Annotated in this window: 20 protein-coding genes; 14 read left to right on the top strand and 6 right to left on the bottom strand. The window is 71.6% G+C overall.

Annotated features, from left to right (window positions below; all coding sequences use genetic code 11):
• Positions 1 to 128: 128 nt before the first annotated feature.
• Positions 129 to 1,262: an FUSC family protein gene (locus ABD298_RS03250; protein WP_344298263.1), complete on the top strand. Its 1,134-nt coding sequence runs from the start codon at positions 129 to 131 to the stop codon at positions 1,260 to 1,262.
• Between the two features lies 1 nt (position 1,263).
• On the opposite strand, the gene ABD298_RS03245 is transcribed toward ABD298_RS03250, so the two are convergent.
• Positions 1,264 to 2,718, bottom strand: coding sequence for an MFS transporter (locus tag ABD298_RS03245; RefSeq protein WP_344298262.1), 1,455 nt, complete (start codon positions 2,716 to 2,718; stop codon positions 1,264 to 1,266).
• 105 nt (positions 2,719 to 2,823) lie between these two features.
• On the opposite strand from ABD298_RS03245, the gene ABD298_RS03240 reads away from it, so the two are divergent.
• The 3 genes from ABD298_RS03240 to ABD298_RS03230 are packed head-to-tail and all read left to right on the top strand — an operon-like array spanning position 2,824 to position 4,987.
• Entirely contained in the window at positions 2,824 to 3,384 is a 561-nt protein-coding gene (locus ABD298_RS03240) for a DedA family protein (RefSeq protein WP_344298261.1), read from the top strand.
• The gene (locus tag ABD298_RS03235; RefSeq protein ID WP_344298260.1) at positions 3,381 to 4,217 is read left to right on the top strand and encodes a thioesterase family protein; all 837 of its coding nucleotides are present in this window, start codon (positions 3,381 to 3,383) and stop codon (positions 4,215 to 4,217) included. Before ABD298_RS03240 ends, ABD298_RS03235 begins: the two co-directional genes overlap by 4 nt.
• Before the next feature lie 47 nt (positions 4,218 to 4,264).
• A complete protein-coding gene (locus ABD298_RS03230; RefSeq protein ID WP_425564343.1) occupies positions 4,265 to 4,987 on the top strand; it encodes a lipoate--protein ligase family protein in 723 nt (240 codons plus the stop codon).
• Positions 4,988 to 5,049: 62 nt separating this feature from the next.
• Here the strand turns inward: ABD298_RS03230 and ABD298_RS03225 are convergent, their stop codons facing one another.
• Together ABD298_RS03225 and ABD298_RS03220 are read right to left on the bottom strand one after the other, a co-directional pair.
• Entirely contained in the window at positions 5,050 to 5,310 is a 261-nt protein-coding gene (locus ABD298_RS03225; RefSeq protein ID WP_344298258.1) for a mycoredoxin, read from the bottom strand.
• Between the two features lie 71 nt (positions 5,311 to 5,381).
• Entirely contained in the window at positions 5,382 to 6,119 is a 738-nt protein-coding gene (locus ABD298_RS03220) for an SOS response-associated peptidase (protein ID WP_344298257.1), read from the bottom strand.
• Positions 6,120 to 6,247: 128 nt separating this feature from the next.
• Here ABD298_RS03220 and ABD298_RS03215 point away from each other — a divergent pair, with 128 nt between their 5' ends.
• From ABD298_RS03215 to ABD298_RS03170, 10 genes are all read left to right on the top strand, one after another.
• On the top strand, positions 6,248 to 8,155 hold the full coding sequence (locus ABD298_RS03215; protein ID WP_344298256.1) for a PHP domain-containing protein: 1,908 nt from the start codon (positions 6,248 to 6,250) through the stop codon (positions 8,153 to 8,155).
• Positions 8,156 to 8,254: 99 nt separating this feature from the next.
• Positions 8,255 to 10,285, top strand: a complete 2,031-nt coding sequence (thrS, locus tag ABD298_RS03210) for a threonine--tRNA ligase (protein ID WP_344298255.1) — start codon at positions 8,255 to 8,257, stop codon at positions 10,283 to 10,285.
• Between the two features lies 1 nt (position 10,286).
• Positions 10,287 to 10,946, top strand: a complete 660-nt coding sequence (locus ABD298_RS03205) for an HIT family protein (protein ID WP_344298254.1) — start codon at positions 10,287 to 10,289, stop codon at positions 10,944 to 10,946.
• Positions 10,936 to 11,556: a phosphatidylinositol phosphate synthase gene (pgsA, locus tag ABD298_RS03200; RefSeq protein WP_344298253.1), complete on the top strand. Its 621-nt coding sequence runs from the start codon at positions 10,936 to 10,938 to the stop codon at positions 11,554 to 11,556. Before ABD298_RS03205 ends, pgsA begins: the two co-directional genes overlap by 11 nt.
• 68 nt (positions 11,557 to 11,624) lie before the next feature.
• A complete protein-coding gene (gene pdxS, locus ABD298_RS03195) occupies positions 11,625 to 12,533 on the top strand; it encodes a pyridoxal 5'-phosphate synthase lyase subunit PdxS (RefSeq protein WP_344298252.1) in 909 nt (302 codons plus the stop codon).
• A 170-nt stretch (positions 12,534 to 12,703) separates the two neighbouring features.
• Positions 12,704 to 14,506: an acetate--CoA ligase gene (acsA, locus tag ABD298_RS03190; RefSeq protein WP_344298251.1), complete on the top strand. Its 1,803-nt coding sequence runs from the start codon at positions 12,704 to 12,706 to the stop codon at positions 14,504 to 14,506.
• Complete coding sequence (gene pdhA / locus ABD298_RS03185) at positions 14,503 to 15,504, top strand: pyruvate dehydrogenase (acetyl-transferring) E1 component subunit alpha (RefSeq protein WP_344298250.1); 1,002 nt, start codon at positions 14,503 to 14,505, stop codon at positions 15,502 to 15,504. Before acsA ends, pdhA begins: the two co-directional genes overlap by 4 nt.
• Positions 15,501 to 16,481, top strand: coding sequence for an alpha-ketoacid dehydrogenase subunit beta (locus ABD298_RS03180; protein ID WP_344298249.1), 981 nt, complete (start codon positions 15,501 to 15,503; stop codon positions 16,479 to 16,481). Before pdhA ends, ABD298_RS03180 begins: the two co-directional genes overlap by 4 nt.
• Positions 16,474 to 17,766, top strand: a complete 1,293-nt coding sequence (locus ABD298_RS03175) for a dihydrolipoamide acetyltransferase family protein (protein WP_344298248.1) — start codon at positions 16,474 to 16,476, stop codon at positions 17,764 to 17,766. The genes ABD298_RS03180 and ABD298_RS03175 overlap by 8 nt, the downstream gene beginning before the upstream one ends.
• Positions 17,763 to 18,011 (top strand): acyl carrier protein, encoded by a 249-nt coding sequence (locus ABD298_RS03170; protein ID WP_344298247.1) that lies wholly within the window; start codon positions 17,763 to 17,765, stop codon positions 18,009 to 18,011. Before ABD298_RS03175 ends, ABD298_RS03170 begins: the two co-directional genes overlap by 4 nt.
• Before the next feature lie 91 nt (positions 18,012 to 18,102).
• On the opposite strand, the gene ABD298_RS03165 is transcribed toward ABD298_RS03170, so the two are convergent.
• From ABD298_RS03165 to asnB, 3 genes are all read right to left on the bottom strand, one after another.
• Positions 18,103 to 19,398 (bottom strand): phosphoribosyltransferase family protein, encoded by a 1,296-nt coding sequence (locus tag ABD298_RS03165; protein ID WP_344298246.1) that lies wholly within the window; start codon positions 19,396 to 19,398, stop codon positions 18,103 to 18,105.
• Positions 19,399 to 19,486: 88 nt separating this feature from the next.
• Positions 19,487 to 21,499 carry a M3 family metallopeptidase gene (locus ABD298_RS03160; protein ID WP_344298245.1) on the bottom strand — a complete coding sequence of 671 codons (2,013 nt, stop codon included), beginning with the start codon at positions 21,497 to 21,499 and terminating at the stop codon, positions 19,487 to 19,489.
• Between the two features lie 5 nt (positions 21,500 to 21,504).
• Positions 21,505 to 24,168 (bottom strand): asparagine synthase (glutamine-hydrolyzing), encoded by a 2,664-nt coding sequence (gene asnB, locus ABD298_RS03155; protein ID WP_344298244.1) that lies wholly within the window; start codon positions 24,166 to 24,168, stop codon positions 21,505 to 21,507.
• Positions 24,169 to 24,207: the final 39 nt, after the last annotated feature.

The following is a 24,207-nucleotide window of genomic DNA, read 5'->3' as shown; positions in this document are numbered from 1 at the left end:
CCTGGAGGTCGGCGCCACTCAGGGCCTCTGTCTAACAGCGCTGGCTCCGGCTGTCGAGGCTGCGGCGAGAACCGGGACGATGCCTGCCCGGCTCGACGCTCCCCGCAGGAAGGTGGAAAGCTTGACCCATGCCCCCCATGTCACGCCCTGATTCCCCGGCGCCCAGACGGACTCTGGCATGGCGGGCGACGGCCCTCCGTGCAGGCGTCCGCCAGGCCGCCTCCCGCGAGCGGCTCCTGCTCGCCGCGAAGAGCGCCTTTGCCGCCGGCCTCGCGTGGATGGTCGCCCAGTACATGCCGGGCCCCGCCGCCAACTATCCGTACTACGCCCCGCTCGGCGCCCTCGTGAGCATGTACCCGACCGTCGCCGACTCCTTCCAGAGGGGACTCCAGAGCCTTCTCGGGCTCACGCTCGGCATCGGGGTCGCGATCGCTGTCGGCACGTTTTCGGGCCCGACGGCGCTCGCGGTCGCCCTCGTGGTCGGCACCGGCGTTCTCGTGGGCGGGCTTCCCCGGATGGGCTCCGCCGCAGACTGGGTCCCCATGGCCGCACTGTTCGTGCTGGTGATCGGCGTCAATGGCCGGGACGAGTTCTCCCTCGGGTACCTGCTCCAGATGGCGGCCGGCGTCGCGATCGGGTTCGCCGTGAACTGGTTCATCCTGCCGCCGCTGCACTACCGGGCCGTCACCCCAGCCTTCAAGAGGCTGCGGCACGCGCTCGCCGGGCAGCTCGAGGATATGGCTGCGGCCATGACCGAGCCCTGGCCCCCGAGCCACCAGGACTGGGCCGAACGCGAGGGCATCCTCGCGCAGACCGCCGCCGAGGTCCGCGCCGCCGTCGACCGCGCCGACCTGAGCGCGCGCGCGAACCCGCGCCGTAGACGCCACCAACGGGACCTTTCGGCGGACCTCGCGGACCTGCGCACCGTGGAACGGGCCACCTTCCAGGTGGAGGACATCACCGACGTGCTGGCGAGCGTCGTCTGGGACGAGCACGCCGTCGCCTCGGTGCCACCCGATCTCGCGAACGAGCTCGCCGACGCACTCGCCGCTACGGGCACTGTGCTGCGCACGTGGGGGGAGTCGGACGACGTCGACGGCCACCTCGACGGCGCGCAGGAGGCGATCGATGCGCTCGCCGTCGCCGTCCACGGCGCTGCCGTGCGCGACGCTCCGGTCGCGGCGGCCGCCTCGGTCAGCCTCGACCTCGCCCGGATCGTCCGGGGCGTCCGATCGCGGACTGAGGGCCAGCCGCAGGCCTGACTCAGTCCCGCCCCCGGATCTCGGCCTGATCCCCGACCGCCGGGCCGCCCGCCGTCGTACGCCCCCGGTCCCGCGGCATGGCGAGGACGGCGACCACGGCGAGGAGCGCTGCCACCAGGACCGAGAGGAACACCGCGGCGGAGGCGGGGACGACGGCGGCCGCGTGGTCGGCCGCCCCCCGCGCGTAGACCGCGTTGGCGACCGCTCCGAACACGGCAACGCCGAGCGCGCTGCCGATTGAACGGGCAAAGAGGTTGGTGCCGGTGACCACGCCGCGCTCGTTCCAGTCGACGCTCGCCTGGGCGGCGATGAGGGTCGGGGAGGCGACGAGGCCCATGCCCAGGCCGGTGACGAAGCAGCTCGCGGCGACGAGGAACACATTCGGCGTGAGGGCCGTCGTGGCCAGGACGGCGGTTCCGGCGACCGCTGTCACGACCCCGATGACCGCCGTCCACCGGAAGCCGATGCGCAGGTAGAGCCTGCCCGACTGCGACGCGCTGATCGGCCACCCGATGGTGAGCGCCGCGAGCGCGAGTCCGGCCACCACCGGCGACGCGGACAGGGCCCCCTCGAGGAAGGTCGGCACATACGAGGTGAGCCCCAGGATGATCGCCCCCACGCCGAAGGACACGAGCGTGGTGGTCAGCAGGAGCCTCCGGGAGACAACCCAGAGCGGAAGCACCGGCTCGACGGCCTGCCGCTCGGCCGCCAGGAAGGCTGCGAACAGCAGCCCGCCGGCCGCGAACGCGCCGATGCTCGGCGGCGAGTCCCACGCCCACGCCTGGCCGCCCTCGAGCGCGCCGAGGATAAGCAGTGTCATGGAGACGGTCAGGAGCGCCGAGCCGAGGTAGTCGATCTTGTGCCGCGTGCGGGGGACCGACTCATGGAACGTGCGCGCGAGCATCCACCCGGCGAGGACGCAGAGCGGGATGTTGACGAGGAAGATCCCGCGCCAGATGCCGAGCTGGGCGAAGACCCCGCCGAGCGTCGGCCCCACCACCGAGGAGACGGCCCACACGCTCGCGAGGTAGCCCTGCACCTTCGCGCGCTCGGCGACCGTATAGATGTCCCCGGCGATAGTGATCGACATCGGCTGGACCGCACCGGCGCCGAGGCCCTGGATGACCCGGAACGCGATGAGCGCCGTCATGGAGCCCGCGATCCCGCACAGCACGGACCCGACCAGGAACAGTCCGATGCCCGCGAGGACCACCGGCTTGCGGCCCAGCGTGTCCGCGAGCTTCGCGTACACCGGCACGGACACGGCCTGGGCGAGCATGTAGGCCGAGAAGAGCCATGGGAATGAGGAGAACCCGCCGACATCCGCCACGATGGAGGGAACGGCGGTCGCCACGATCGTCGCGTCGATCGCCACGAGCCCGGTCGTCAGCATCAGGGCCGCCAGGATGGGGCCGCGCTCGGAACGGAGGCCGACGTCGGCGCGAGAGATGCTCATGGTGGCGTAGAACCGCGCAGGGGCGCGGATTAGTCCCGGCGAGGGTTGGACTAAGCTGAATGATTAGGGCAATAGTTCCTGCTGTAATCAGTTCAGGGGGTGTGCGTGGACCAGATCCTCTCGCTGCCGTTCGGGGTCGCCTGGGCCGTCCTCTTCGTGATCGTCCTCGCCCGGACGAACGCCACCTACTGGCTCGGCCGCGGGATCGCAGCGGGGGCCGCGCGCAGTACCCGGATCGCCGAGAGGCTCGAGCGGCCCGCCTCGGCCCGCAGGATCGTCCGTGCCCAGAAGCTCCTGGACCGCTGGGGCCCGTTCGCGATCGTGCTGACCTTCCTCACGGTCGGGCTCCAGACGGCGGTGAACCTGGCCGCCGGCCTCGGGCGGATGCACCTGCGCTACTACATCCCGGCGACGGCGGTCGGGTCTGTGGTCTGGGCGTTCCTCTACGCGACGGTCGGGCTCGCCGCGCTCGACCTCTGGGTCGAGCACGCCTCGGCCTCCCCGTGGCTGTGGGTGATCGTCGCCGCGGCGGTGCTCGTCGCCGTCGTGCGCGTGGGCCTGCTGAGGCGGGGCCGCAGGCGCGCGGCGACGCACGACGGCGGCGGGGCGGCTAGTGTGGACGGGGTCGCCCGAGGAGGGGCGGACCAGGAGAGGAGCGGGACGTGACGCAGCAGGCATCGGCACAGTCTGGGTGGAGTCAGCAGGAGCTCCCCGAGCTTGCCGACGGTGACTTCTACTACGAGGACCTCGGCGGCGGCAGGTTCCGCTCGACCATCCACGCGCAGGGCGCCTGGAACCCCCACGAGCAGCACATGGCGCCGGCGTCGGGGATCATCGCCCACTGCCTCGCGCTCCACGAGCCCCGCCCGGACATGCGCATCGCCAGGATCGGCTACGAGATCCTGGGGCTCATCCACGCCGGCGAGTTCGAGGTCACGACCCGCACGGTCCGTCCCGGCAAAACGATCGAGCTGGTCGAGGCCGAGCTCACCGCCAACGGGCGCGTCGCGATCCGGGCGAGCGCGTGGCGCCTCGTGACGTCGGACAGCTCCGAGGTCGCCGCCGTCGAGGACGCCCCGATCACCCCGCGCCAGGAGTGCGAGCGCTGGGACGGGGCCACCGAATGGCCGGGCGGCTACATCCGCTCGCTCGAGATGTACCAGGCCCCGCACCACCGCTCGGGCCGCGGGACGGTCTGGATCCGCACGGCGCACCCGCTCGTCGGAGGCGTGGAGACCCCGGACTGGGCTCGGCTCATGGGACTCGTGGACACGGCCAACGGCATCGCCACGCGCGTGCCGCCGGGGGCGGGGAGCTGGGCCTTCCCCAATGTGGACCTGCAGATCCACCTCTACCGGCTGCCCCACGGGGAGTGGCTCGGCATCGACAACGCGGTCTCCTTCGGCACGGACGGGATCGGCCTGACCTCCTCGGTGCTCCATGACGTGGACGGCCCGTTCGGCCGGGCCGAGCAGATCCTCACGCTCCGCCGGAGCTGAGCGTGGCGGTCTGGAACGAGGGGGAAGACGTCTCCCTCGACGTCATCATGGGCAGCGGCCTGCCGGACAGTGCAGCTGCTGACGCGGCAGCTGGGGACGCGCAGGCTGCGGCGGAGCTGTCCCGGGCCGCGGAGCTCCTCGACGAGGTCAAGCGGGGCGTGAGGGGCGGCACCCTCCGGCTGTACCGGCCGCGCCCCACGATGGCGTTCGGCCAGCGGGACACGAGGCTGCCGGGTTTCGAAGCGGCCCGGGCGGCGAGCCTCGCGCACGGCTTCGAGCCGGTGGTCCGCAAAGCCGGGGGCCGCGCCGCCGCCTACCATGAGGGCACGCTGATCGTGGACCACATCGAGCCCGCGCGCGAAGCGATGGTCCATCACCGCCGCCGCTTCGAGGTCTTCGGCGAGGTCTATGCCGAGGTCCTGCGCGGCCTCGGCGTGGACGCGCGCGTGGGCGAGATCCCCGGAGAGTACTGCCCGGGCGAGTTCAGCGTCCACGGCGTTCCCGCCCCGGGCACGACGCCGGGCGGCCGGGTCAAGCTGGTGGGCACCGCACAGCGCGTGGTCGCCGGGGCGTGGCTGTTCTCCTCGGTATTCGTTGTCTCCCACGCCGCTCCCGTCCGCTCGGTCCTCACCGACGTGTACCGCGCGCTGGAGCTCCCCTTCGACCCGTCGACCGCAGGCGCTCTCGACGACCTCGTCCCGGGCCTGGGCGTCGGCGAGGTCGAGCAGGCCCTGCTGTCGATGTACCGGGAGCACGGCGCGCTCGGCTGAGACGCCGACAGCCGGCGCCCCCGTGGGGGAGTGCCGGCCGTCAGGCGCTGCAGCGCCGGGCCTCAGACGCCGAGCTTGGCCTTCACCTGGGCCGCGGAGGGGTTCGTCGCGGCGGAACCGTCGGGGAAGATCACGGTCGGGACCGTCCGGTTGCCGCCGTTGATCTGCTCGACGAGCTCGGCCGTCCCCTCGACCTCCTCGATGTTCACCTCGGTGTAGCCGATGCCCTGGGCGTCGAGCTGCTTCTTCAGCCGGTTGCAGTAGCCGCACCACGTGGTGGAGAACATCGTGATCGCGCCGGGGGTGGGGGTGAAGGTGTCCATAGGTGTGCTCCTGGAGGGGTAGGTGGATCCGAAAGGTGTCAACGGCGCGCAGCCGCAGGGTATTCCGAGCCTCAGCCCACGGGCTCGATGAGCTCTGGCCCGTTGTTCCTGACGCTGTTGACCATGCTGCCGACGATCCGCGGCGTCAGGTGGGGCTCGGGCATCGAGTCGATGAGCGCCCGGACGTCCTCCTCGCGGGTCGTCTCCGGATTGAGCCAGTCGTCCCACATCTCGCGGGGGACGATCACCGGGGTCCGGTCGTGGATGTAGCCGAGCGTGTCCGACGCCGGGCCGGTGAGGATCGTGCAGGTCCGGAGCCACCGCTCGGGGTGGTCCGGGGGCAGCGTCGGGTCCGGCCAGTTCTCGAAGAGGGCCGCGAAGGCCAGCAGGCCGCCGTCGGCCGCGTGGAGGTACGTGGGGATCTTCTCGACCTTGCCGGCCTTGCCCGCGGCCTCCTGCGCCGCCCGCTTCTCCCACTCGTAGTAGCCGTTCGCCGGCACGAGCGCCCGCTTCGCCGCGGCCGCCTTGCGGAACGAGGGCTTTTCGGTCACGGTCTCGCGGCGGGCGTTGATGAGCCTCGCGGCCCCCTTGGTGTCCTTGGACCAGGGCGGCACGAGGCCCCACCGGGCCGGGACGAGCTTCCGCGACGTGCCGCCGGTCTCCCTGTCGCGGCGGTCCAGGACGATCGGCACGGGGTCGGTGGGGGCGATGTTGTACGAGGGCTCGACCGTCTCGACGTAGGTCTCGTCGACGTCGAACTCCGCCACGAGGTCGCCCACGGACTGGGCCATGACGTATCTGCCGCACATGAGGCCATTATTGCCCGCGCTGCCGGAGCCGCGCCGGGTTGATGGCCGTCGGGGTCGGGCTAGACTGAGCGAGTTCGAAGACATCTTCGATTGACGCTGATGCGAGGAAGGACCCGGTCAGGACCCCGATGGCCCCGTTCACCCATCTCCATGTCGCCGGTGCCTTCAGTCCCGGCCACGGGACCTCGTGGCCCGAGGACTTCGCCGAGGCCGCCGCCACGGATGGGGCGCCCGCGCTCGCAGTCACCGACCGTAACGGGCTCTACGGCGCCCTCCGGCATGTGCGGGCGTGCCTCGGGCACGGGCTGGGAGCCATCGTCGGCGTCGACCTCGCGGTGCTAGCGGAGGATCCGGCGCACGACGGCGCGTGCGCGCCCGGGCGGGGAGGCGCGGGAGTGTCAGGTCGGGTCGTCGTCCTGGCCCGGGGCGGCAACGGCGGGGCGGGCTGGGGGGCGCTGTGCCGGCTCGTGTCCGATGCCCATGCCCACACCGGCCGGAAGCCGAAGGGGACGGTGCCGGTCGGTGTGCTGCGGTCCGAGCTCGCCGCGCGCTGCCTCGACCCGCGCACCGGCCGTCCCGTCCTGACGGTCCTGATCGGGCCGGACTCGGATGTGGGGCGCGCGATGCTCGGGTCCCGGTTCCTCCGCCCACGGACCCTGTTCCGGGAATGGCTGGAGGCGCTGCCGCAGGGGGTGGCCGCCGTCGAACTCGTGGCTCCAGCGGATGGCGAGGCCGAGGCTCCGATCGCCGGGGGCACCGTGCGGATGCTCCGTCTGGCCGCCGAGCACGGGATCCCCGCTGTCCTGACCAACGCCGCCCGCGCCGCGGTCCCGGGGGGCGAAGGCGTCGGAGAGTCGTGGCTCAAGCCCGCGGGGCTCATGCACGACGCCGCGCGGCGGATCATCGCTGCGGCAGGACTCGGTCCCGGGGACCTGGGGAACCTCCTGTCCAACACCGAGAGCATCGCTGGCCGCTGCCGGCTCGACCCCGGGGCGGACCTCGGCTGGGGAGCGATGGGGGGCGCCGCGGCGGTCGCCGATGACGTCGCCGAGGCCCTGAAGGAGCTGGGCGTCCGGTTCGCGCCCCGGGACGCCGGTTCCGGCGTCGCCGGGCACGGGTTCGACGTCGAGGCCGCGCAGGCCGAGCGGGTCTTCCGACGCGTTCTCGAGCGCTTCGGCCCGGACCGCGCCGTGTTGGCCGCGGCGCCCCAGAGCGCTCGAGCCGCAGCTGAACCGGCGCCGCCGGCGTGCGGGCAGCCCGAGCTCCTGGCCGCCGCCGAGCGGCCGGCGCAGGAGCCCGTCCCGGCGGAACCCGTCGGCGTCGTCCTCGGCGACGCCGGGCTCTTGGACCGCGTGCCGGTGCAGCCCAGCCGCCTGGGCCCGCCGGTGGCCCAGTTCGCGCCCGAGGACCTCGCCTGGCTGGGCCTGGACCCGGTGGGCCTGCGTGGATCGGCGATGCTGGACATCGTGGCGCACGCGGATGCCGAGGCCCGGCGGATGGGCGGCGTCGGCCTGGGCCTGGAGGCGGCCGGCGCCGCTGACGACCAGGCCCGCTGGCTCGAGGAGCGCCATCCCGAGGCGTTCCTCGCCGCCAGGCTCGAGCGCTGCCGTGACCCCCGCTCCCAGCGCGACCTCCGCGCCGAGGCGGACAGCCTCGGCATCCCGCTCCTGCCCGTCGACGTGGCCCTGAGCGGGGCCGGGCACCGCGTCGAGCGGGTCACCGCAGGGCCGGCAGAGGGGCGGCTCGGGGTCCGGCTCCCGCTCGGCGGCGTGCCGGGACTGTCCCGGGGCGACGTCGGCCGGCTCGTCGCCGGCCAGCCGTACGCGTCGATCGCCGAGGTACGTGACAGCGCCCGCCTCTCGCCGTCGGCCCTCCGCCGCCTCGCCGACGCCGGCGCCCTCGATGCGCTGCATCGGGCTGCCGCGAGAGCGGGCACCCACGCCGACGTCGTCGCATCCCTCGCCGGCCTCGCGTCCACGCCGCCGGGCAGGAGCGCGCCGCCGGTGGCGGGCCAGCTCACGCTCGAGCTGGCATGATCCGTCCGGCGTGCCCGGCGTCCGATAGGCTTGTCGGTGGCTGGCTGTGGTCCCCGTACGCCACAAGCTACGAAGCCCACAGATGAAGAGGAGACCCCCGTGTCAGATGCCCAGCAGATCACCATCACCGTCGACGGCGAGGAGCGCACCGTCGCGGAGGGCGCCACGGGAACCGGCCTCTTCGAGGGGCGCCGTGAGATCGTCGTCATGCGCGTCGACGGCGTGCTGAAGGACCTCGACCAGCCCGTGCCAGCCGGCGCCGTCGTCGAGGGCGTCGACATCGCGAGCCAGGACGGCCTCAATGTCCTGCGCCACTCGACCGCCCACGTCATGGCCCAGGCGGTCCAGCAGCTGCGGCCCGACGCGAAGCTGGGCATCGGCCCGTACATCAAGGACGGCTTCTACTTCGACTTCGACGTCGACGAGCCCTTCACCCCCGAGGACCTGCGCGCCCTCGAGAAGATGATGCTCAAGATCGTCAACCAGAACCAGCTCTTCAAGCGCCGCGTCGTCACCGAGGTCGAGGCCGGCGCCGCCATGGCGAACGAGCCGTACAAGCTCATCATCCTCGGCGCGAAGGACGACACGTCGAAGACGCACGAGGCCGCGGCCAAGGAGGGCGCGAACGTCGAGGTCGGCGCCGGCGAGATCACGATCTACGACAATGTGGACCGCAAGAGCGGCGAGGTCGTATGGTGCGACCTGTGCCGCGGCCCGCACCTGCCCAACACCAAGCTCATCTCCAACGCGTTCGCGCTCACCCGCTCGGCCGCGGCCTACTGGCTCGGCTCCGAGAAGAACAAGCAGCTGCAGCGCATCTACGGCACGGCGTGGCCCACCAAGGAAGCCCTCAAGGAGTACCAGGACCGGATCGCCGAGGCCGAGCGGCGCGACCACCGCAAGCTCGGCGCCGAGCTGGACCTGTTCTCGTTCCCCGACGAGCTCGGCTCCGGACTGCCGGTGTTCCACCCCAAGGGCGGGATCATCAAGCGGGAGATGGAGGACTACGTCCGCCGCCGGCACATCGAGGAGGGCTTCCAGTACGTCGGGACGCCGCACATCTCCAAGGACGGGCTCTTCCACACCTCGGGCCACCTGCCCTACTACGCCGACACCATGTTCCCGCCGCTGCACGTCGACGAGGAGCGGGACGAGGACGGCAATGTCACGAAGCCGGGGCAGGACTACCGGCTCAAGGCCATGAACTGCCCCATGCACAACCTCATCTACCGCTCGCGAGGCCGGTCCTACCGCGAGCTGCCGATGCGGCTGTTCGAGTTCGGCCACGTCTACCGGTACGAGAAGTCGGGTGTGGTCCACGGCCTCACCCGGGTCCGCGGCTTCGCCCAGGACGATTCGCACTCCTACGTGACCAAGGAGCAGGCTCCGGCCGAGGTCAAGCACCTGCTGGACTTCATCCTCTCGCTCCTGCGCGACTTCGGGCTCGACGACTTCTACCTTGAGCTCTCGACCCGCGATCCGGAGTCGGACAAGTTCATCGGCACCGACGAGCAGTGGGAGGAGGCCACCGCAGTCCTCGAGCAGGTGGCCCTCGAGACCGGGCTCGAGCTCGTCCCCGACCCGGGCGGCGCGGCCTACTACGGCCCCAAGATCTCGGTCCAGGCCCGCGACGCGATCGGGCGGACGTGGCAGATGTCCACCGTCCAGTACGACTTCAACCAGCCCGCCCGCTTCGGGCTCGAGTATCAGGCCGCCGACGGCACCCGCCAGGAGCCGGTCATGATCCACGCGGCGAAGTTCGGCTCGATCGAGCGGTTCCTGGGCGTGCTCACCGAGCACTATGCGGGCGCGTTCCCGGCATGGCTCGCCCCGGTGCAGGTCGTCGGGATCCCGGTCGCCGAGGCGTTCAACGACTACATGTTCGACGTCGTCGCGCGCCTGAAGAAGGAGGGCATCCGCGCGGAGGTTGACGCCTCGAGCGACAGGTTCCCGAAGAAGATCCGCACGGCGAGCAAGGAGAAGGTGCCGTTCGTGCTGATCGCTGGCGGCGAGGACGCCGACGCCGGGGCCGTCTCCTTCCGCTTCCGCGACGGCAGCCAGGACAACGGCGTGCCCGTGGAGGAGGCGGTCAAGCGCATCGTCGAGGCCGTGCGCACGAGGGCGCGCTGACATGGCGGACCCCACCGGCGCGCAGAGCGCTCCCGCAGGCCCCGCGCCGCAGGACAGCGAAGTGACGGACGACTTCGAGCTGCCCGGCACGCCCGACGCCTTCGGGCGCCTGTGGACGCCCCACCGCATGGCCTACATCAAAGGCGGCCAGGGGCAGTTCACGGACAAGGAGTGCCCGTTCTGCGCCGCGCCGGGCCGGACCGACGAGGAGGCCCTCATCGTCCACCGGGGCCGCACGTCCTTCGCCATCCTGAACCTGTACCCGTACAACCCCGGCCACGTCCTCGTGTGCCCGTACCGCCACGTGGCCGACTACACCGACATCACCGCCGAGGAGACGGCTGAGATGGCGGAGATCACGCAGACCGCGATGCGCGTGATCCGCAAGGTGGCCGGACCGCACGGCTTCAACCTCGGCATCAACCAGGGCGACGCCGGCGGGGCGGGCATCGCCGCGCACCTCCACCAGCACGTCGTGCCCCGCTGGGGAGGCGACGGCAACTTCCTGCCGATCATCGCCCAGACCAAGCAGATCACCCAGACCCTCGGGGAGACCCGGGAGATCATCGCGGAGGCCTGGCCCACCGTGGCGGGGACGGGGGAGGACGACGGCGAGCGGCTGGCCGGGCGCGGGCCGGGGACGGACACGGGTGCTCAATAGGCACGCGCGGGCGCTCTTCACACGGCTCTTCACGCCGCTCGCGGCATTCCTCCTGCGCCTGCGCGTGTCCCCGGACGCCGTGACCGCCGTGGGCACGCTCGGTGTGACGGCCTCGGCCCTCGTGCTGTACCCACTCGGCCAGCTGTTCTGGGGCACGATCGCGATCACGCTGTTCATCTTCTCGGATGTCCTCGACGGCATCATGGCCAGGCTGACGCGCCGAACCGGCCGGTGGGGGAGCTTCCTCGACTCGACCCTGGACCGCGTCCAGGACGGTGCCGTCTTCGCAGGAATCGCGTTCTGGTTCTTCGGACTGGGCGGGAGCCCCGCCGTCGGCGTCCTCGCCGTCGTGTGCCTCGCCCTCGGGAACCTGGTCTCCTACGCCCGTGCGAAGGCGGAGTCTCTCGGCTTCGACGCGAACGTGGGCATCGCTGAGCGGGCCGAGCGACTCGTCCTCACGCTGGTCGTCACGGGACTGTGTGGTCTGGGGCTGCCGACTGTGGTCCTGGCGTGGGCCCTGGGGGTGCTCGCCGTCGCCAGCGCCATCACCGTGGGGCAGCGGATCGTGACCGTCCGGGTGCAGGCCGCCACTGGGGACGCACCCGCCTGACGGGCGATAGACTGGGGTGTCCCACCAGACGTATCCAAGCTTTTTCGCGCGACAAGAAAGACGAGTACGTGTCTACTGAAGCAAACGCCTCGGCACCCACGACCGGCAGCAGCCGGGTCAAGCGTGGCATGGCCGAGATGCTCAAGGGCGGCGTCATCATGGACGTCGTCAACGTCGAGCAGGCGAAGATCGCCGAGGACGCCGGGGCCGTGGCGGTCATGGCGCTCGAGCGCGTCCCTGCTGACATCCGCGCCCAGGGCGGCGTGTCCCGCATGTCGGACCCGGACATGATCGACTCGATCGTCAACGCGGTCTCGATCCCGGTCATGGCCAAGGCCCGTATCGGCCACTTCGTCGAGGCCCAGGTCCTGCAGTCCCTCGGGGTGGACTACATCGACGAGTCCGAGGTCCTGACGCCGGCCGACTACGAGAACCACATCGACAAGTGGGCCTTCACGGTCCCGTTCGTGTGCGGTGCCACCAACCTCGGCGAGGCGCTGCGTCGCATCAACGAGGGCGCGGCGATGATCCGTTCCAAGGGCGAGGCGGGCACCGGCGACGTCTCGAACGCGACCACCCACATGCGCAAGATCCGCGCGGAGATCAAGCGGCTCTCCTCGATGCCCGAGGACGAGCTCTACGTGGCGGCGAAGGAGCTGCAGGCCCCGTACGAGCTCGTGCGCGAGATCGCCGAGACCGGCAAGCTCCCGGTGGTGCTCTTCACCGCGGGCGGCATCGCGACCCCTGCTGACGCGGCGATGATGATGCAGCTCGGCGCCGACGGCGTGTTCGTCGGGTCCGGCATCTTCAAGTCCGGCAACCCGGCCGAGCGCGCGGCCGCCGTCGTGAAGGCCACGACCTTCTTCGACGACCCCGACATGATCGCCAAGGTCTCCCGCGGCCTGGGCGAGGCCATGGTGGGCATCAACGTCGACGACATCCCGGCACCTCACCGACTCGCCGAGCGCGGCTGGTAGCAGGCCGCGGCCGGCAACCGCCGGCTGAGCCTCACCCAAGCACGACGGCGGCCCGCACCTTCCCGGCGAAGGCGCGGCCCCCCGTCGTGCGTGCGGCTGGGCGCGCGCCGCGGAGGGCGCGGGGACTTTCGGCACTTGGCCCCCACGGGCTGCGGGCGTGAGATGGTCACGTGAGCGCAGAGACTCCGACGGGAACCGCGTGGCCGGTCATCCGCAAGGACGCCAGCACCCTGGCCGTGTTGCCGCACCTTGCCGACTACGACGCCGAACGCGCCGCCTTCAGCTGGGATGATGCGCGCCGTGCACTCTCGGGCCTGCCCGGCGGCGGGCTCAACATCGCGCATGAAGCCGTGGACAGGCACGCCGCGGGACCGCTGGCGGCCCGTGAAGCCCTGCGCTTCGTGCGGGCCGACGGGTCGCTCGAATCGATCACCTACGCCGGGCTCGCCGACCGCGTGAGCCGCTTCGCCGCGGTGCTGCGCGGCCTCGGCGTCGGGCGCGGCGAGCGCGTCTTCTCGCTCCTCGGGCGCAGGCCCGAGCTGTACGCCGCCGTGCTGGGCACGCTCAAGGCCGGGAGCGTGTTCTGCCCCCTGTTCTCTGCCTTCGGGCCGGACCCAGTCCGCCAGCGGCTCCGGCTGGGCAGCGGCCGGGTGCTCGTCACGACACGGTCCCTGTACCGCAAGAAGGTCGCCGCGCTCAGGGCGGACCTCCCCGACCTGCAGCACGTGCTCCTCGTCGACGCCGACGGCGCCCCCGAGCCGGGGACGCTCGACCTCGCCGCGCTGCTGGACACCGCCGAACCGCTCGAAGCCGCGGCAGCAACCCGTCCCGGCGACTACGCCCTCCTGCACTTCACGAGCGGCACCACCGGCACGCCCAAGGGCGCCCAGCACGTCCACGAGGCGGTCGTGGCCCACTGGGCGACCGGCCGCTTCGCCCTCGACCTCCACGAGGACGACGTCTACTGGTGCACAGCCGACCCCGGCTGGGTGACCGGGACCTCGTACGGGATCATTGCCCCGCTCGTGCATGGAGTGACCGCCGTGGTCGACGAGGAGGAGCTCGACGTCGACCGCTGGTACCGCATCCTCGCGGAGCAGCGGGTGACCGTCTGGTACACGGCCCCGACCGCGCTGAGGATGCTCATGAAGGCCGGCGCGGAACGGGCCGCGGGCTACGACCTGTCCGCCCTGCGCTTCGTCGCGAGCGTCGGCGAGCCGCTCAACCCCGAGGTCGTGCTGTGGGGCCAGGAGTCCCTGGGCCTGCCGATCCACGACAACTGGTGGCAGACCGAGACCGGGGGGATCATGATCGCAAACTACGCCGCGATGGACATCCGCCCGGGGTCGATGGGGAAGCCGCTGCCCGGCGTCGAGGCGGCGGTCCTGATGCGGGGCCCCGACGACCGCCCCGTGCTCCGTGATGGGGAGGCCGTCGAGGTGGAGCACGCCGGCGACGTCGGCGAGCTCGCGCTGCGCCCCGGCTGGCCCTCGATGTTCCGCGGCTACCTCAACGAGGAGGCGCGCTACCGCAAGTGCTTCGCCGGCGGCTGGTACCTCACCGGCGACCTCGCGACGCGCGACGACGACGGCTACTTCTGGTTCGTCGGGCGGGGCGACGACGTCATCAAGTCCTCCGGTCACCTGATCGGCCCGTTCGAGGTCGAGAGTGCGCTCATGGAGCACCCCGCGGTTGCCGAGGCGGGCGTGATCGGCGTGCCGGACGAGGTGGCGGGGGAGACGGTCAAGGCCTTCGTCGAACTCCGGCCGGGTCGCGAGCCGAGCAGCGAGCTGAGGCTCGACATCATCGGATTCGCACGGCGGCGCCTCGGTGCCGCGGTTGCGCCGCGCGACATCGAGTTCGTGGAGGCCCTGCCGCACACGCGCAGCGGGAAGGTGCTGCGGCGCCTGCTCAAGGCGCGCGAGCTGGGCCTGCCGGAGGGCGACGTCTCGACCCTGGAGGCACGGCCATGAGCACCTCGCTCTCGAACGGGCTGCTCGCGGTCGACCCAGAGGCGGCGCTCGGGCTGCTGCGGTCCATGCTGCGCGTCCGGCGCCTCGAGGAGGCGTGCGTGCGGCTCTATACCGAGCAGAAGATCCGCGGGTTCCTCCATGTCTCCATCGGCGAGGAGGCCGTCGTGGCCGGCGTCATGCACGCGCTCGGTGCGGAGGACGCCGTCGTCGCCACGTACCGCGAGCATGGCCACGCCCTCCTGAGGGGCGTCTCAGCCCGCAGCCTCATGGCCGAGATGTTCGGCAAGGCCGAGGGCTGCAGCCGGGGACGCGGCGGCTCGATGCACCTGTTCGACGCCGGTGCCCGCTTCTACGGCGGCAATGCCATCGTCGCGGGAGGCCTCCCGCTGGCCGTCGGGCTGGCCCTCGCAGACGCGATGCAGGGCCGGAACCGCGTGACCGCGTGCTTCTTCGGCGAGGGCGCCATGGCCGAGGGGGAGTTCCACGAGAGCATGAACCTCGCGGCGCTGTGGCGCCTCCCCGTCCTCTTCTGCTGCGAGAACAACCTCTACGCCATGGGCACCGCCCTGACCAGGTCAGAGTCGCAGACGGACCTCGCGCTCAAGGCCGCCTCCTACGGCGTGCCCGCGTGGGAGGTCGACGGCATGGACGCCCTCGCGGTCGCCGACGCCGCGCGCCGCGCCGCCGAGTCCGTCCGCGCCGGGGGCGGCCCGTACTTCCTCGAGCTGCGCACCTACCGCTTCCGCGCCCACTCCATGTTCGATCCGGAGCGCTACCGGGAGAGGGCCGAAGTCGCCACCTGGATGCAGCGGGACCCCATCCCCGCCCTCCGCGACGCGCTCGTGGCGGCCGGCCAGCTGGACGACGACGCGTGGTCGCGGATCGGACGGGAGGTCGACGACGAGGTGGGGGACGCCATCGCGTTCGCCGAGGCGGGGACGCTCGAGCCCGCCGAGGAGCTGACTCGCTTCGTCTACAGCGAGAGGCGCACGCTATGAAGTCCACCTACCGCGAGGCAATGCGTGCCGCGCTGCGCGATGCGCTCCAGCGGGATGAGCGCGTGTTCCTCATGGGCGAGGACGTGGGCGCCTACGGCGGCTGCTTCGCCGTGAGCCTGGGACTCCTCGAGGAGTTCGGGCCGTCGCGCGTGCGTGACACGCCCCTGTCCGAATCCGGCTTCGTGGGCGCCGGAATCGGCGCGGCGCTCGGCGGAATGCGTCCGATCGTGGAGATCATGACGGTCAACTTCAGCCTCCTGGCACTCGACCAGATCGTCAACAGCGCGGCAACCCTGCTCCACATGTCCGGCGGCCAGTTCAACGTGCCGCTGGTGATCCGGATGACCACCGGGGCCGGACGGCAGCTGGGGGCGCAGCACTCGCACAGCCTCGAGGGCTGGTACGCCCACATCCCAGGCCTGCGCATCCTGGCACCGGCCACGCTCGAGGACGCGCGGGGCATGCTGTGGACCGCCCTTGAGGACCCGGACCCGGTGCTCATCTTCGAGCACGGCTCGCTCTACGGCGTCGAGGGCGAGCTGGACGGCGAGGCAGGGCCGGTGGGGATCGACCGGGCCGCCGTGCGCCGGGCCGGTACGGACATCAGCCTGATCACCTATGGCGGGACCCTTCCGCTCACCCTCGACGCCGCGGCACAGCTGGGCGAGCAGGGCGTCAGTGCCGAAGTCATCGACCTGCGCACGCTCCGGCCGCTCGACGAGGAGACCATCCTCGCAAGCGTTGCCCGCACCCACCGCGCCGTCGTCGTGGACGAGGCATGGCGCAGCGGCAGCCTGTCCGCCGAGATCGCCGCCCGGATCGGCGAGAAGGCCTTCTACGACCTGGACGCGCCGGTGGGCCGCGTCTGCGGCGCGGAGGTGCCCATGCCCTACGCCAAGCACCTCGAGGAGGCAGCTCTCCCCTCCGCGCCACGCGTGGTCGCGGCGGCGCTCGAGGCGGTGTCGTCCGGTGCCTGAGCTGCGGATGCCCTCGCTCGGGGCGGACATGGACCACGGCAAGGTCGTCGAGTGGCTCGTGAAGCCCGGCGATGCAGTGCACCGGGGCGACCTGGTCGCGGTCGTGGACACCGACAAGACGGTCATGGACGTCGAGTCGTTCGAGGACGGCGTGGTGGGGGAGTACCTCGTGGGGCTCGGCGAGACGGTCCCGGTCGGGACCCCGATCGTCCGGCTTGGCCAGGGCGGTGCGGCAGCGGAGGAGCCAGCGGAACCGGGTGGCGACGGCGCCGCCGCAGAGCCCGCACCGGCGGAGCCTCCGCGCGAGGTGGCGGCCCCGCCGGCCAGCCTGCCTGCACCCAGTAAGCCCGTACCCAGCCCGCGGACGTCCGTCTCGCCGCTTCCGATCCCGTCTCCCACGGGCCCCCGCCGTATCCGCTCGTCGCCCCTGGCCCGGCGCCTCGCGGCCAAGCTAGGAATCGACCTCGAAGCCGTCGTCGGTACGGGCCAGCAGGGGAGCGTGTCCGAGGCCGACGTGCGCCGTGCCGCCGAGGCGGCCGCACGCCCGGTTCCGTCCGGGAGCGAGGCGGTTGCGGCGTCGTCGGCCGGTGGGCGGCCGGCAGCCCAGCCCCCTGCCGGGAAGGCGGCGACACTGCGCGCGGCCCTCGGGAGCCTCATGGCGAAGTCGAAGGCGACCGTCCCCCACTACTACCTCAGCACCACCGTTGACCTCTCGGCGACGATGGCCCTCATGCAGGAGCGGAATCTGACCCGCCCCGTCTCGGCACGGCTCGTCCCGGCGGCGTTCCTGCTCAAGGCGGCCGCCGTGGCCGCCCGCGAGGTGCCCGCCATGAACGGCTACTGGACGGATTCGGGGTTCGCCGCGGGCGAGCGGGTGCACCTCGGGGTCGCAGTGGCGCTGCGCGGGGGCGGGCTCGTCGCGCCCGCCCTGCACGACGCCGACGCGCTGCCTGTCGACGAGCTCATGGAGAAGCTCCGCGACCTCGTCGCCCGCGCGAGGGCTGGCCGGCTGCTCCGGACCGAGATGGCGGACGCGACCATCACCGTCACGAGCCTCGGCGACCTCGGCGTCGAGGCCGTCTTCGGCGTGATCGTCCCCCCGCAGGTCGCGATGGTCGGGTTCGGGCGCGTCGTCGAGCGCCCGTGGGCCGAGAACGGGATGCTCGGCGTGCGCCAGGCCGTCACGGCGACCCTCTCGGCCGACCACCGGGTGAGCGACGGCCTCGGCGGCGGACGGTACCTGACCCGCATCCAGGAACTTCTGCTCACACCGGAGGAGCTATGACCCCCACTGACCCACGCGCCGCCGTGACCGCGGCGCTGCGCGAGATCGCACCCGAGATCGAGCCGGAGGAGATCGACGACGCCGACCGCCTGCGCCAGGACTTCGACCTCGACTCCCTCGACTTCCTGCGGCTCATCGAGCAGATTGCCCAGACCACAGGCGTGGACGTGCCTGAGCGGGACTACGCCCAGGTCGGCACGTTCGGCGGCCTCGTCGCCTACGTCGCCGCGCACGGCACTGCCTGAGCCTCCGCCCGAGGCTCCCGCCACTGCCTCCCGCCTGGAGGCCCGGGCGAGGCGCAGGCCGGGACCCGGCTCTCAGGCGGGACCCCGGCCCTCACGCCAGGTGATCGGTGAACCAGTCGCGGGCGAGGCGCGCCACGGCGTCGAGCGTGCCAGGCTCCTCGAAGAGGTGGGTAGCGCGCGGGACGACCTCGAGCCGGTGCGGGCACCTGAGGTGCCGGGCCGCCTCGCGGTTGAGCTCGAGGACCTGGTGGTCCGCCCCCCCGACGATCAGGAGGGTGGGCGCCTGCACATCGCCAAGGCGCCCGATGGCGAGGTCCGGCCGGCCGCCGCGCGAGACCACGGCCGAGATGCCGGAGTCGGGCTCCGCGGCAGCCCACAGGGCGGCTGCCGCGCCGGTGCTGGCCCCGAAGTAGCCCACGGTCCTGGACCCGGCGCGCTCCGAGCGCAGCCAGTCGGTGGCTGCCATGAGGCGGGAGGCGAGGAGTCCGATGTCGAAGACGGCGCGGCGCTCGAGTTCCTCGTCCGGCGACAGGAGGTCGAGCAGGAGGGTGCCGAGCCCGGCGTTCTGGAGGACGCGGGCCACGGCCCGGTTCCGCGGGCTGTGCCGGCTGCTGCCGCTTCCGTGTGCGAACACGACGACGCCGCCCGTGGCCGGGAGGTGGAGGCTGCCCTGGACGGTGACCCCGTCGAGCGGGATGAGCACGTCCTCGTGCACGGGCGCGGCATCCTTCTGCGGGGACACCGCGGCCGGGCGCCGCGCGGCCGCACCGAGGAGGTGGAGGACCTCGTCGTCCTCCGTCGCGGAGAAGTCGCTGTAGAAGCGCCCCACCGCCCGGAACGGCGACGGAGTCGTCAGGCAGACCACCTCGTCGGCCTCCGGGAAGTCCCCGACGGTGTCCTTCGGGCCCACCGGCACGGCGAGCACGACGCGCTCGGCGCCGAGAGCACGGGCGACCCGGCAGGCGACCCGGGCCGTCGAGCCGGTGGCGATGCCGTCGTCGACGATGACGGCTGTCTTCCCGTGGAGGTCCTCGGGCGCGCGGACCGCCCGGATCTGGGCGACGCGCTTCTCGAGGACCTCACGTTCCCGTGCCTCAACCAGCGCAAGTTCGCGCTCGGTCACCCCGGACAGCGAGCGAACCCGGTCGTCGAGGACCCGGACGCCGTTCTCGCCGACCGCCCCCATCGCGAGCTCAGGCTGGAACGGCACGCCGAGCTTGCGGACCACGATCACGTCCAGAGGGGCGTCCAAGGCCACGGCGACCTCGAACGCCACCGGGACGCCGCCGCGGGGGAGCCCGAGGACGACGGTCCCCGGCCCCCTGAGGCGTGTGAGCGCGCGGGCGAGTTCACGGCCGGCCTCGGACCTGTCCTTGAACACGTGCATCTGGTCCTCCTCGCGTGTCCCCTCCACTGTCGCGCAGGTGCGCGTGCGCGGGCAGGGGCGAAGGGCCGTGTTCCGCCCGGTGCCCGGATCAGGCGAGGCCGCGCCGGGCGAGGAGCGGGCCGACGTCGGCGTCCCGGCCGCGGAAGGCACGGAACGAGGCCAGCGGGTCGCGGGAGTTGCCGCGCGAGAGCAGCTCGCGGCGGAACGCGTCGCCGTTGGCGCGCGTCAGGCCGCCGTTCTCCCTGAACCACTCGACGGTGTCCGCGTCGAGGACCTCGCTCCAGATGTAGGACCAGTATCCGGCGGCGTACCACCCGCCGGCGAAGATGTGCTGGAAGTAGCCCGTGCGGTACCGCGGCGGCACGAGAGGCACCGCGACGCCCGCATCGGCGAGCGCCTTCGCCTCGAACGCGACGGGATCGCCGGGCTCCTCGCCGGCGTGCAGGCTGTGCCATGCGAGGTCGAGCACCGCGGCTCCGAGGTACTCCGTGGTTGCGAAGCCCTCCCCCCACAGCCGGGCGGCATCGAGGCGCTCGAGCACTGCAGCGCCCAGCGGCTCTCCCGTGGCGTGGTGCCGCGCGTAGTTCCGCACCACCTCGGGCGCGAACATCCACATCTCGTTCACCTGGGAGGGATACTCGACGAAGTCGCGGGGCACGTTCGTCCCCGAGAACCGCGGGTACGCGACGTCGGAGAGCAGCCCGTGCAGGGCGTGCCCGAACTCATGGAACACGGTGCGCAGCTCGTCGAGCGTCAGGAGCGCCGGCTCGCCCGGGGCGGGCTTGGGGACGTTGAGGTTGTTGACCACCACCGGCCGGAGGCCGAGGAGCCGGGACTGCTCGACGAGCGAGTTCATCCACGCGCCGCCGCGCTTGGTCGGGCGGGCGAAGTAGTCCCCGAGGAAGAGGCCCAGCCCGTCCCCGTCGGCGTCGAGCACCTCCCACACCCTTACGTCCTCGTGGTAGCCGACGAGGTCGTCGCGTTCGCGGAACGTCAGGCCGAACAGCTGGCCTGCGGCGTAGAACGCCCCGTCCTCGAGGACCCGGTCGAGCTCGAGGTAGGGCCGCAGCGCCTGCTCGTCCACCGAGTACTTCTCGCGGCGCACCTTCGCCGAGTAGAAATCCCAGTCCCAGGGCTCGAGTTCATGGCCGGCCGCCCGGGCGAGGACCTCGGCCTCCGCCGCAGCGTTCCGCACCGCGGCGGGCGCGAGCTGGGCCAGCATGCCCCTGACCGCGGCGATGGAGGCCGCGGTCTGGTCGTCCACGGCAAGCTCAGCGAAGTCCGCGAAGCCCAGCAGGGCGGCCTTCTCGGCGCGCAGGCGGGCCATGTCCGTAACGAGCCCGAGGACGTCCGTCGCGCCGCCGGAGCTCCCGCGCGCCACCGACGCCTCGAAGATGCGGCGCCTAAGCCGGCGGTCCTCGAGGACCGCGAGATGCGGCTGACCCGTGGGCTGGATGAGGGTCAGGAGCCAGCCGGACTCGTGCCCGGCTGCTCGGGCCGCCTCGGCCGCGGAGGCCCTGTCGTCCTCAGGCATGCCTGCGAGTTCAGACTCGTCCACCACCACGACGGCGGCCTCGTTGATGCCCCTGGCCACCCGCTGGCCATACTCCGTGCCGAGCCGCGAGAGCTCGGCGTTGATCGCGCGGAGGCGGGCCTGCCCGACGTCGTCGAGTACGATGCCCGCACGCCGGAAAGCGGCGAGCCATTCGGACACGAGGCGCGCGGACTCCTCGTCGAGGCCCCCCGTGGGGATGGCCGCGAAACGCTCGTGGAGCGCCCGGTTGAGGTACACCGCGTCCTCGTGCGCCGAGAGCTCGGGCATGAGTTCCGTCTCGAGAGCGCGGATGCCGTCGGTGCCGTGTGAGGACACAAGGGTCATGAACGCCGAGACCGCTCGGTTGAGCAGGGTTCCCGCACGCTCCATCGCCACAGCGGTGTTCTCGAAGTCCGCCGCCTCGTCCGAGCCGGTGATCGCCTCGATCTCGGCCAGATGCTCGGTGAGGCCGGCCCGGACGGCCTCCGCGTAGTCCTCCTCGCGGAGGCCGGCGAACGGCGGGAGCCCGTAGGGTAGCGGGCTGGGCGAAAGGAGCGGGTTGCCCACCGCGTTCAGTCCTGCGCGAAGACGAGCGACATCGGCGTGGCCTGGGAGCCCTGGCCCTGGGGGTTGTCCTTGAACATCCCTGCGATGGTCTCCTTCGGCAGGTCCGTGTCGTGGCCCATGACGACGACGCCGAGGTCGTTCGCGTCCATGACCGCGCTGCCGCCGAACGACGCCACCGCCTCGGCCGGGAGCGCCGCCCTCACGGCCGCGCTGAGGGCGCGGGCGACGCCGTCGGGATCCTTGGGTGCGAGCTTCACCGAGTTGCTGGCCGCGCCGAGGCTGTAGGGCGTGGCGCCGTCGATCGCGTTGATGTTGTGGCCCACGACGTCGTAGAAGACGCCGCTCTTGCCCTGGACCTTGCCGACGATGGACGCGGCAGCGGCCTTGACGATGAGCGGCAGGCCCACCTCGTTGATCGCGATCTGCATGGACCATGGGCTCCCGAGGCCGATGCCGGCTGGCGTGCGCGTGACGAACTTGGAGAGCACGCGCGCGGCGGGTGTCACCTTGATCTCCCAGACGGGGAACGATCGGCCCTGGGTGATGGCGACGATCTTCTCGCTCACGAGGAGGTACCACTTCTTGCCCCCGACGGCGGTCCGCGCCTCGGCGGGCGCGTCCGGCAGCCCGTCGAAGAAGCGCTTGACGTACGAGGTGACGCCGGCGGCGAGATCGGTGTCCTTCGCGAAGACGTCGGTCTGCAGCGGGTATCGCCGGAACACCGAGCCGTTCGAGGCGATGTCGAGCTCCTTGCCCGGGTTGGCCTCGTAGTCGCTCTTGTTGGCCTTGACGTCCGCGGGGGCCTCGTCCTTGTCGATGAATTCGCGCAGCCAGAGCTCGACGTTCAGCAGGCGCCAGAAGATCATCGTGTCCGCGTCGTTCTTGCCGTCGAGGTACTCCTCGAAGGCCGTCAGGACCTGCTCGCGGTCCCAGTAAGGGCGCGAGTAGAACGAGTTGGACATGAAGATCTTGTAGAGGCGCTCCTTCATGAGCGTGAACCACTCCGCCTCAGGGGTGGTGAAGCCGATCTTGTTGCGCCGGTTGCTGATGAGCTCGGGGAGCAGCCCGCGGGTGGCGTCGCGCAGGACCCGCTTGTTCCAGCCCTCCTTGATGATCGCCTCGTCCGAGAGCGAGAAGAGGTACTTCACGACCTCCTTGTCCAGGAAGGGGACGCGGCCCTCGAGCGAGAAGCGCATCGTGTTCTTGTCCTCGTAGCGCAGGAGCGAGGGGAGGGACTTGGCGAAGAGGTCGTCGATGAGGCGCAGCTTGAGGTTCGCCGGGATGTTCCCGAAGGTCTCGCCCGCGAACTGCTTGGTCCACGCCTTCTTCAGGAGCGAGCCCATGCTCACGGTCTTCTTGCCGCTGACCTTGCCCTGGAGGCGGAACCGGCCGAGCCGGTAGAAGATGTCGAGGCTCGACGCCGTCTCCTTGGCGAGCGTGGCGTAGTCGCCCTTGGCCTTGAGCTGCCGCAGGTAGGCGAAGTAGTAGGGGATGTAGCCGGCCATCATCTCGTCGGCGCCCTGGCCGTCGAGGAGCACGGTCACATGCTTGCTCGCCTCCTTCATCACGCAGTACTGCGCGTAGGGGCCCGAGGAGATGATGGGCTCCTCCATGGTGCGCACGAAGTCGACGAGGTCGGCGTCGAATCCTTCGGGGGTCGGCTTGATCTTGTGAGCCGCGATGTTGCCGCTGCAGACGTTGATGGCCGCATCGGCGTACTTCTCCTCGTCGTTGATGGCGTTCGGGAAGACCGCGCTGAAGGTGTTCTGCTTCGCACCGACGGCCTCGAGACCCTCGGCCTTCTCCTGCATGAGGCGGTTGATCGTCACCACGACGGCGGACGAGTCCAGGCCCCCCGAGAGGGCGCTGCCCACGGGGACCTCCGAGTTGAGGCGGATGCGGATCGCCTCGGTGAACCGGCGGCGGTACTCGTCGACGACCTCAGGCGTGTACGGCGTGCCGACCTTGGCGAGCTCCTCGAGCTCCTCGCGGAGCCGCGTGTACGAGGAGATGCGGAAGCGTCCGGTGCCGAGGTCGACCGTCATCATCTCGCCGGGCAGGAGCTTGTTGACCCCCTCGAAGAAGGTCTCCGCGGTGTCGTCGTGGATCCGGTACTGGAGGTACCGGTAGAGGATCCGCTCATTGGGCTTGGCCTCGATGAGGCCCGTGGCGAGGATGGGGCGGATCTCGGAGGCGAAGAGCAGCTGGGGATCGGACTCGGTGCCAGCGTTGGCCCAGTAGAGGGGCTTGATGCCGAAGTGGTCGCGGGCCAGGACGAGCTGGTTGCGGCGTCGGTCGAAGATGGCGAGGCCGAACATGCCGTTGAAGCGGTCGAACGCTTCCGTGCCCCACTGCTCATACGCCTGGAGCACGACTTCCGTGTCGGAGGCGGTGCGGAAGGTGCGGCCGAGCGCCTCGAGCTCGCCCCGCAGCTCCCGGTAGTTGTAGACCTCGCCGTTGTAGACGAGAACCGTGTCCTCGTCCGCGCTGACCATCGGTTCCTGGCCGTGGGCGATGTCGACGATGGCGAGCCGGCGGTGCGCCAGGCCTACCTTCCCGTCGGCGAAGTACCCCTCGCCGTCGGGCCCCCGGTGCAGGATGCAGGAGTTCATCTCCTTCAGGAGCGATTCGTCGAGCCCGGCGCCGAAGTATCCGGCGATTCCGCACATAGTGCTGTCCTCATCTGTTGTCCGTCGGGGTCTGGGGTC

The organism is Sinomonas flava (assembly GCF_039531875.1).
GTDB lineage: Bacteria > Actinomycetota > Actinomycetes > Actinomycetales > Micrococcaceae > Sinomonas > Sinomonas flava.
Note: the sequence above shows the minus strand (reverse complement) of the source record. Positions and strands in the feature narration are given on the sequence as shown.

Bases quoted from the DNA above. Each gene is read 5' to 3' on its own strand.
- ABD298_RS03250 (WP_344298263.1), top strand. From the start codon at position 129: ATGCCCCCCATGTCACGCCCTGATTCCCCGGCGCCCAGACGGACTCTG.
- ABD298_RS03245 (WP_344298262.1), bottom strand. From the start codon at position 2,718: ATGAGCATCTCTCGCGCCGACGTCGGCCTCCGTTCCGAGCGCGGCCCC.
- ABD298_RS03230 (WP_425564343.1), top strand. From the start codon at position 4,265: ATGGGCAGCGGCCTGCCGGACAGTGCAGCTGCTGACGCGGCAGCTGGG.
- ABD298_RS03225 (WP_344298258.1), bottom strand. From the start codon at position 5,310: ATGGACACCTTCACCCCCACCCCCGGCGCGATCACGATGTTCTCCACC.
- ABD298_RS03220 (WP_344298257.1), bottom strand. From the start codon at position 6,119: ATGTGCGGCAGATACGTCATGGCCCAGTCCGTGGGCGACCTCGTGGCG.
- ABD298_RS03215 (WP_344298256.1), top strand. From the start codon at position 6,248: ATGGCCCCGTTCACCCATCTCCATGTCGCCGGTGCCTTCAGTCCCGGC.
- ABD298_RS03205 (WP_344298254.1), top strand. From the start codon at position 10,287: ATGGCGGACCCCACCGGCGCGCAGAGCGCTCCCGCAGGCCCCGCGCCG.
- pdhA (WP_344298250.1), top strand. From the start codon at position 14,503: ATGAGCACCTCGCTCTCGAACGGGCTGCTCGCGGTCGACCCAGAGGCG.
- ABD298_RS03180 (WP_344298249.1), top strand. From the start codon at position 15,501: ATGAAGTCCACCTACCGCGAGGCAATGCGTGCCGCGCTGCGCGATGCG.
- ABD298_RS03170 (WP_344298247.1), top strand. From the start codon at position 17,763: ATGACCCCCACTGACCCACGCGCCGCCGTGACCGCGGCGCTGCGCGAG.
- ABD298_RS03165 (WP_344298246.1), bottom strand. From the start codon at position 19,398: ATGCACGTGTTCAAGGACAGGTCCGAGGCCGGCCGTGAACTCGCCCGC.
- asnB (WP_344298244.1), bottom strand. From the start codon at position 24,168: ATGTGCGGAATCGCCGGATACTTCGGCGCCGGGCTCGACGAATCGCTC.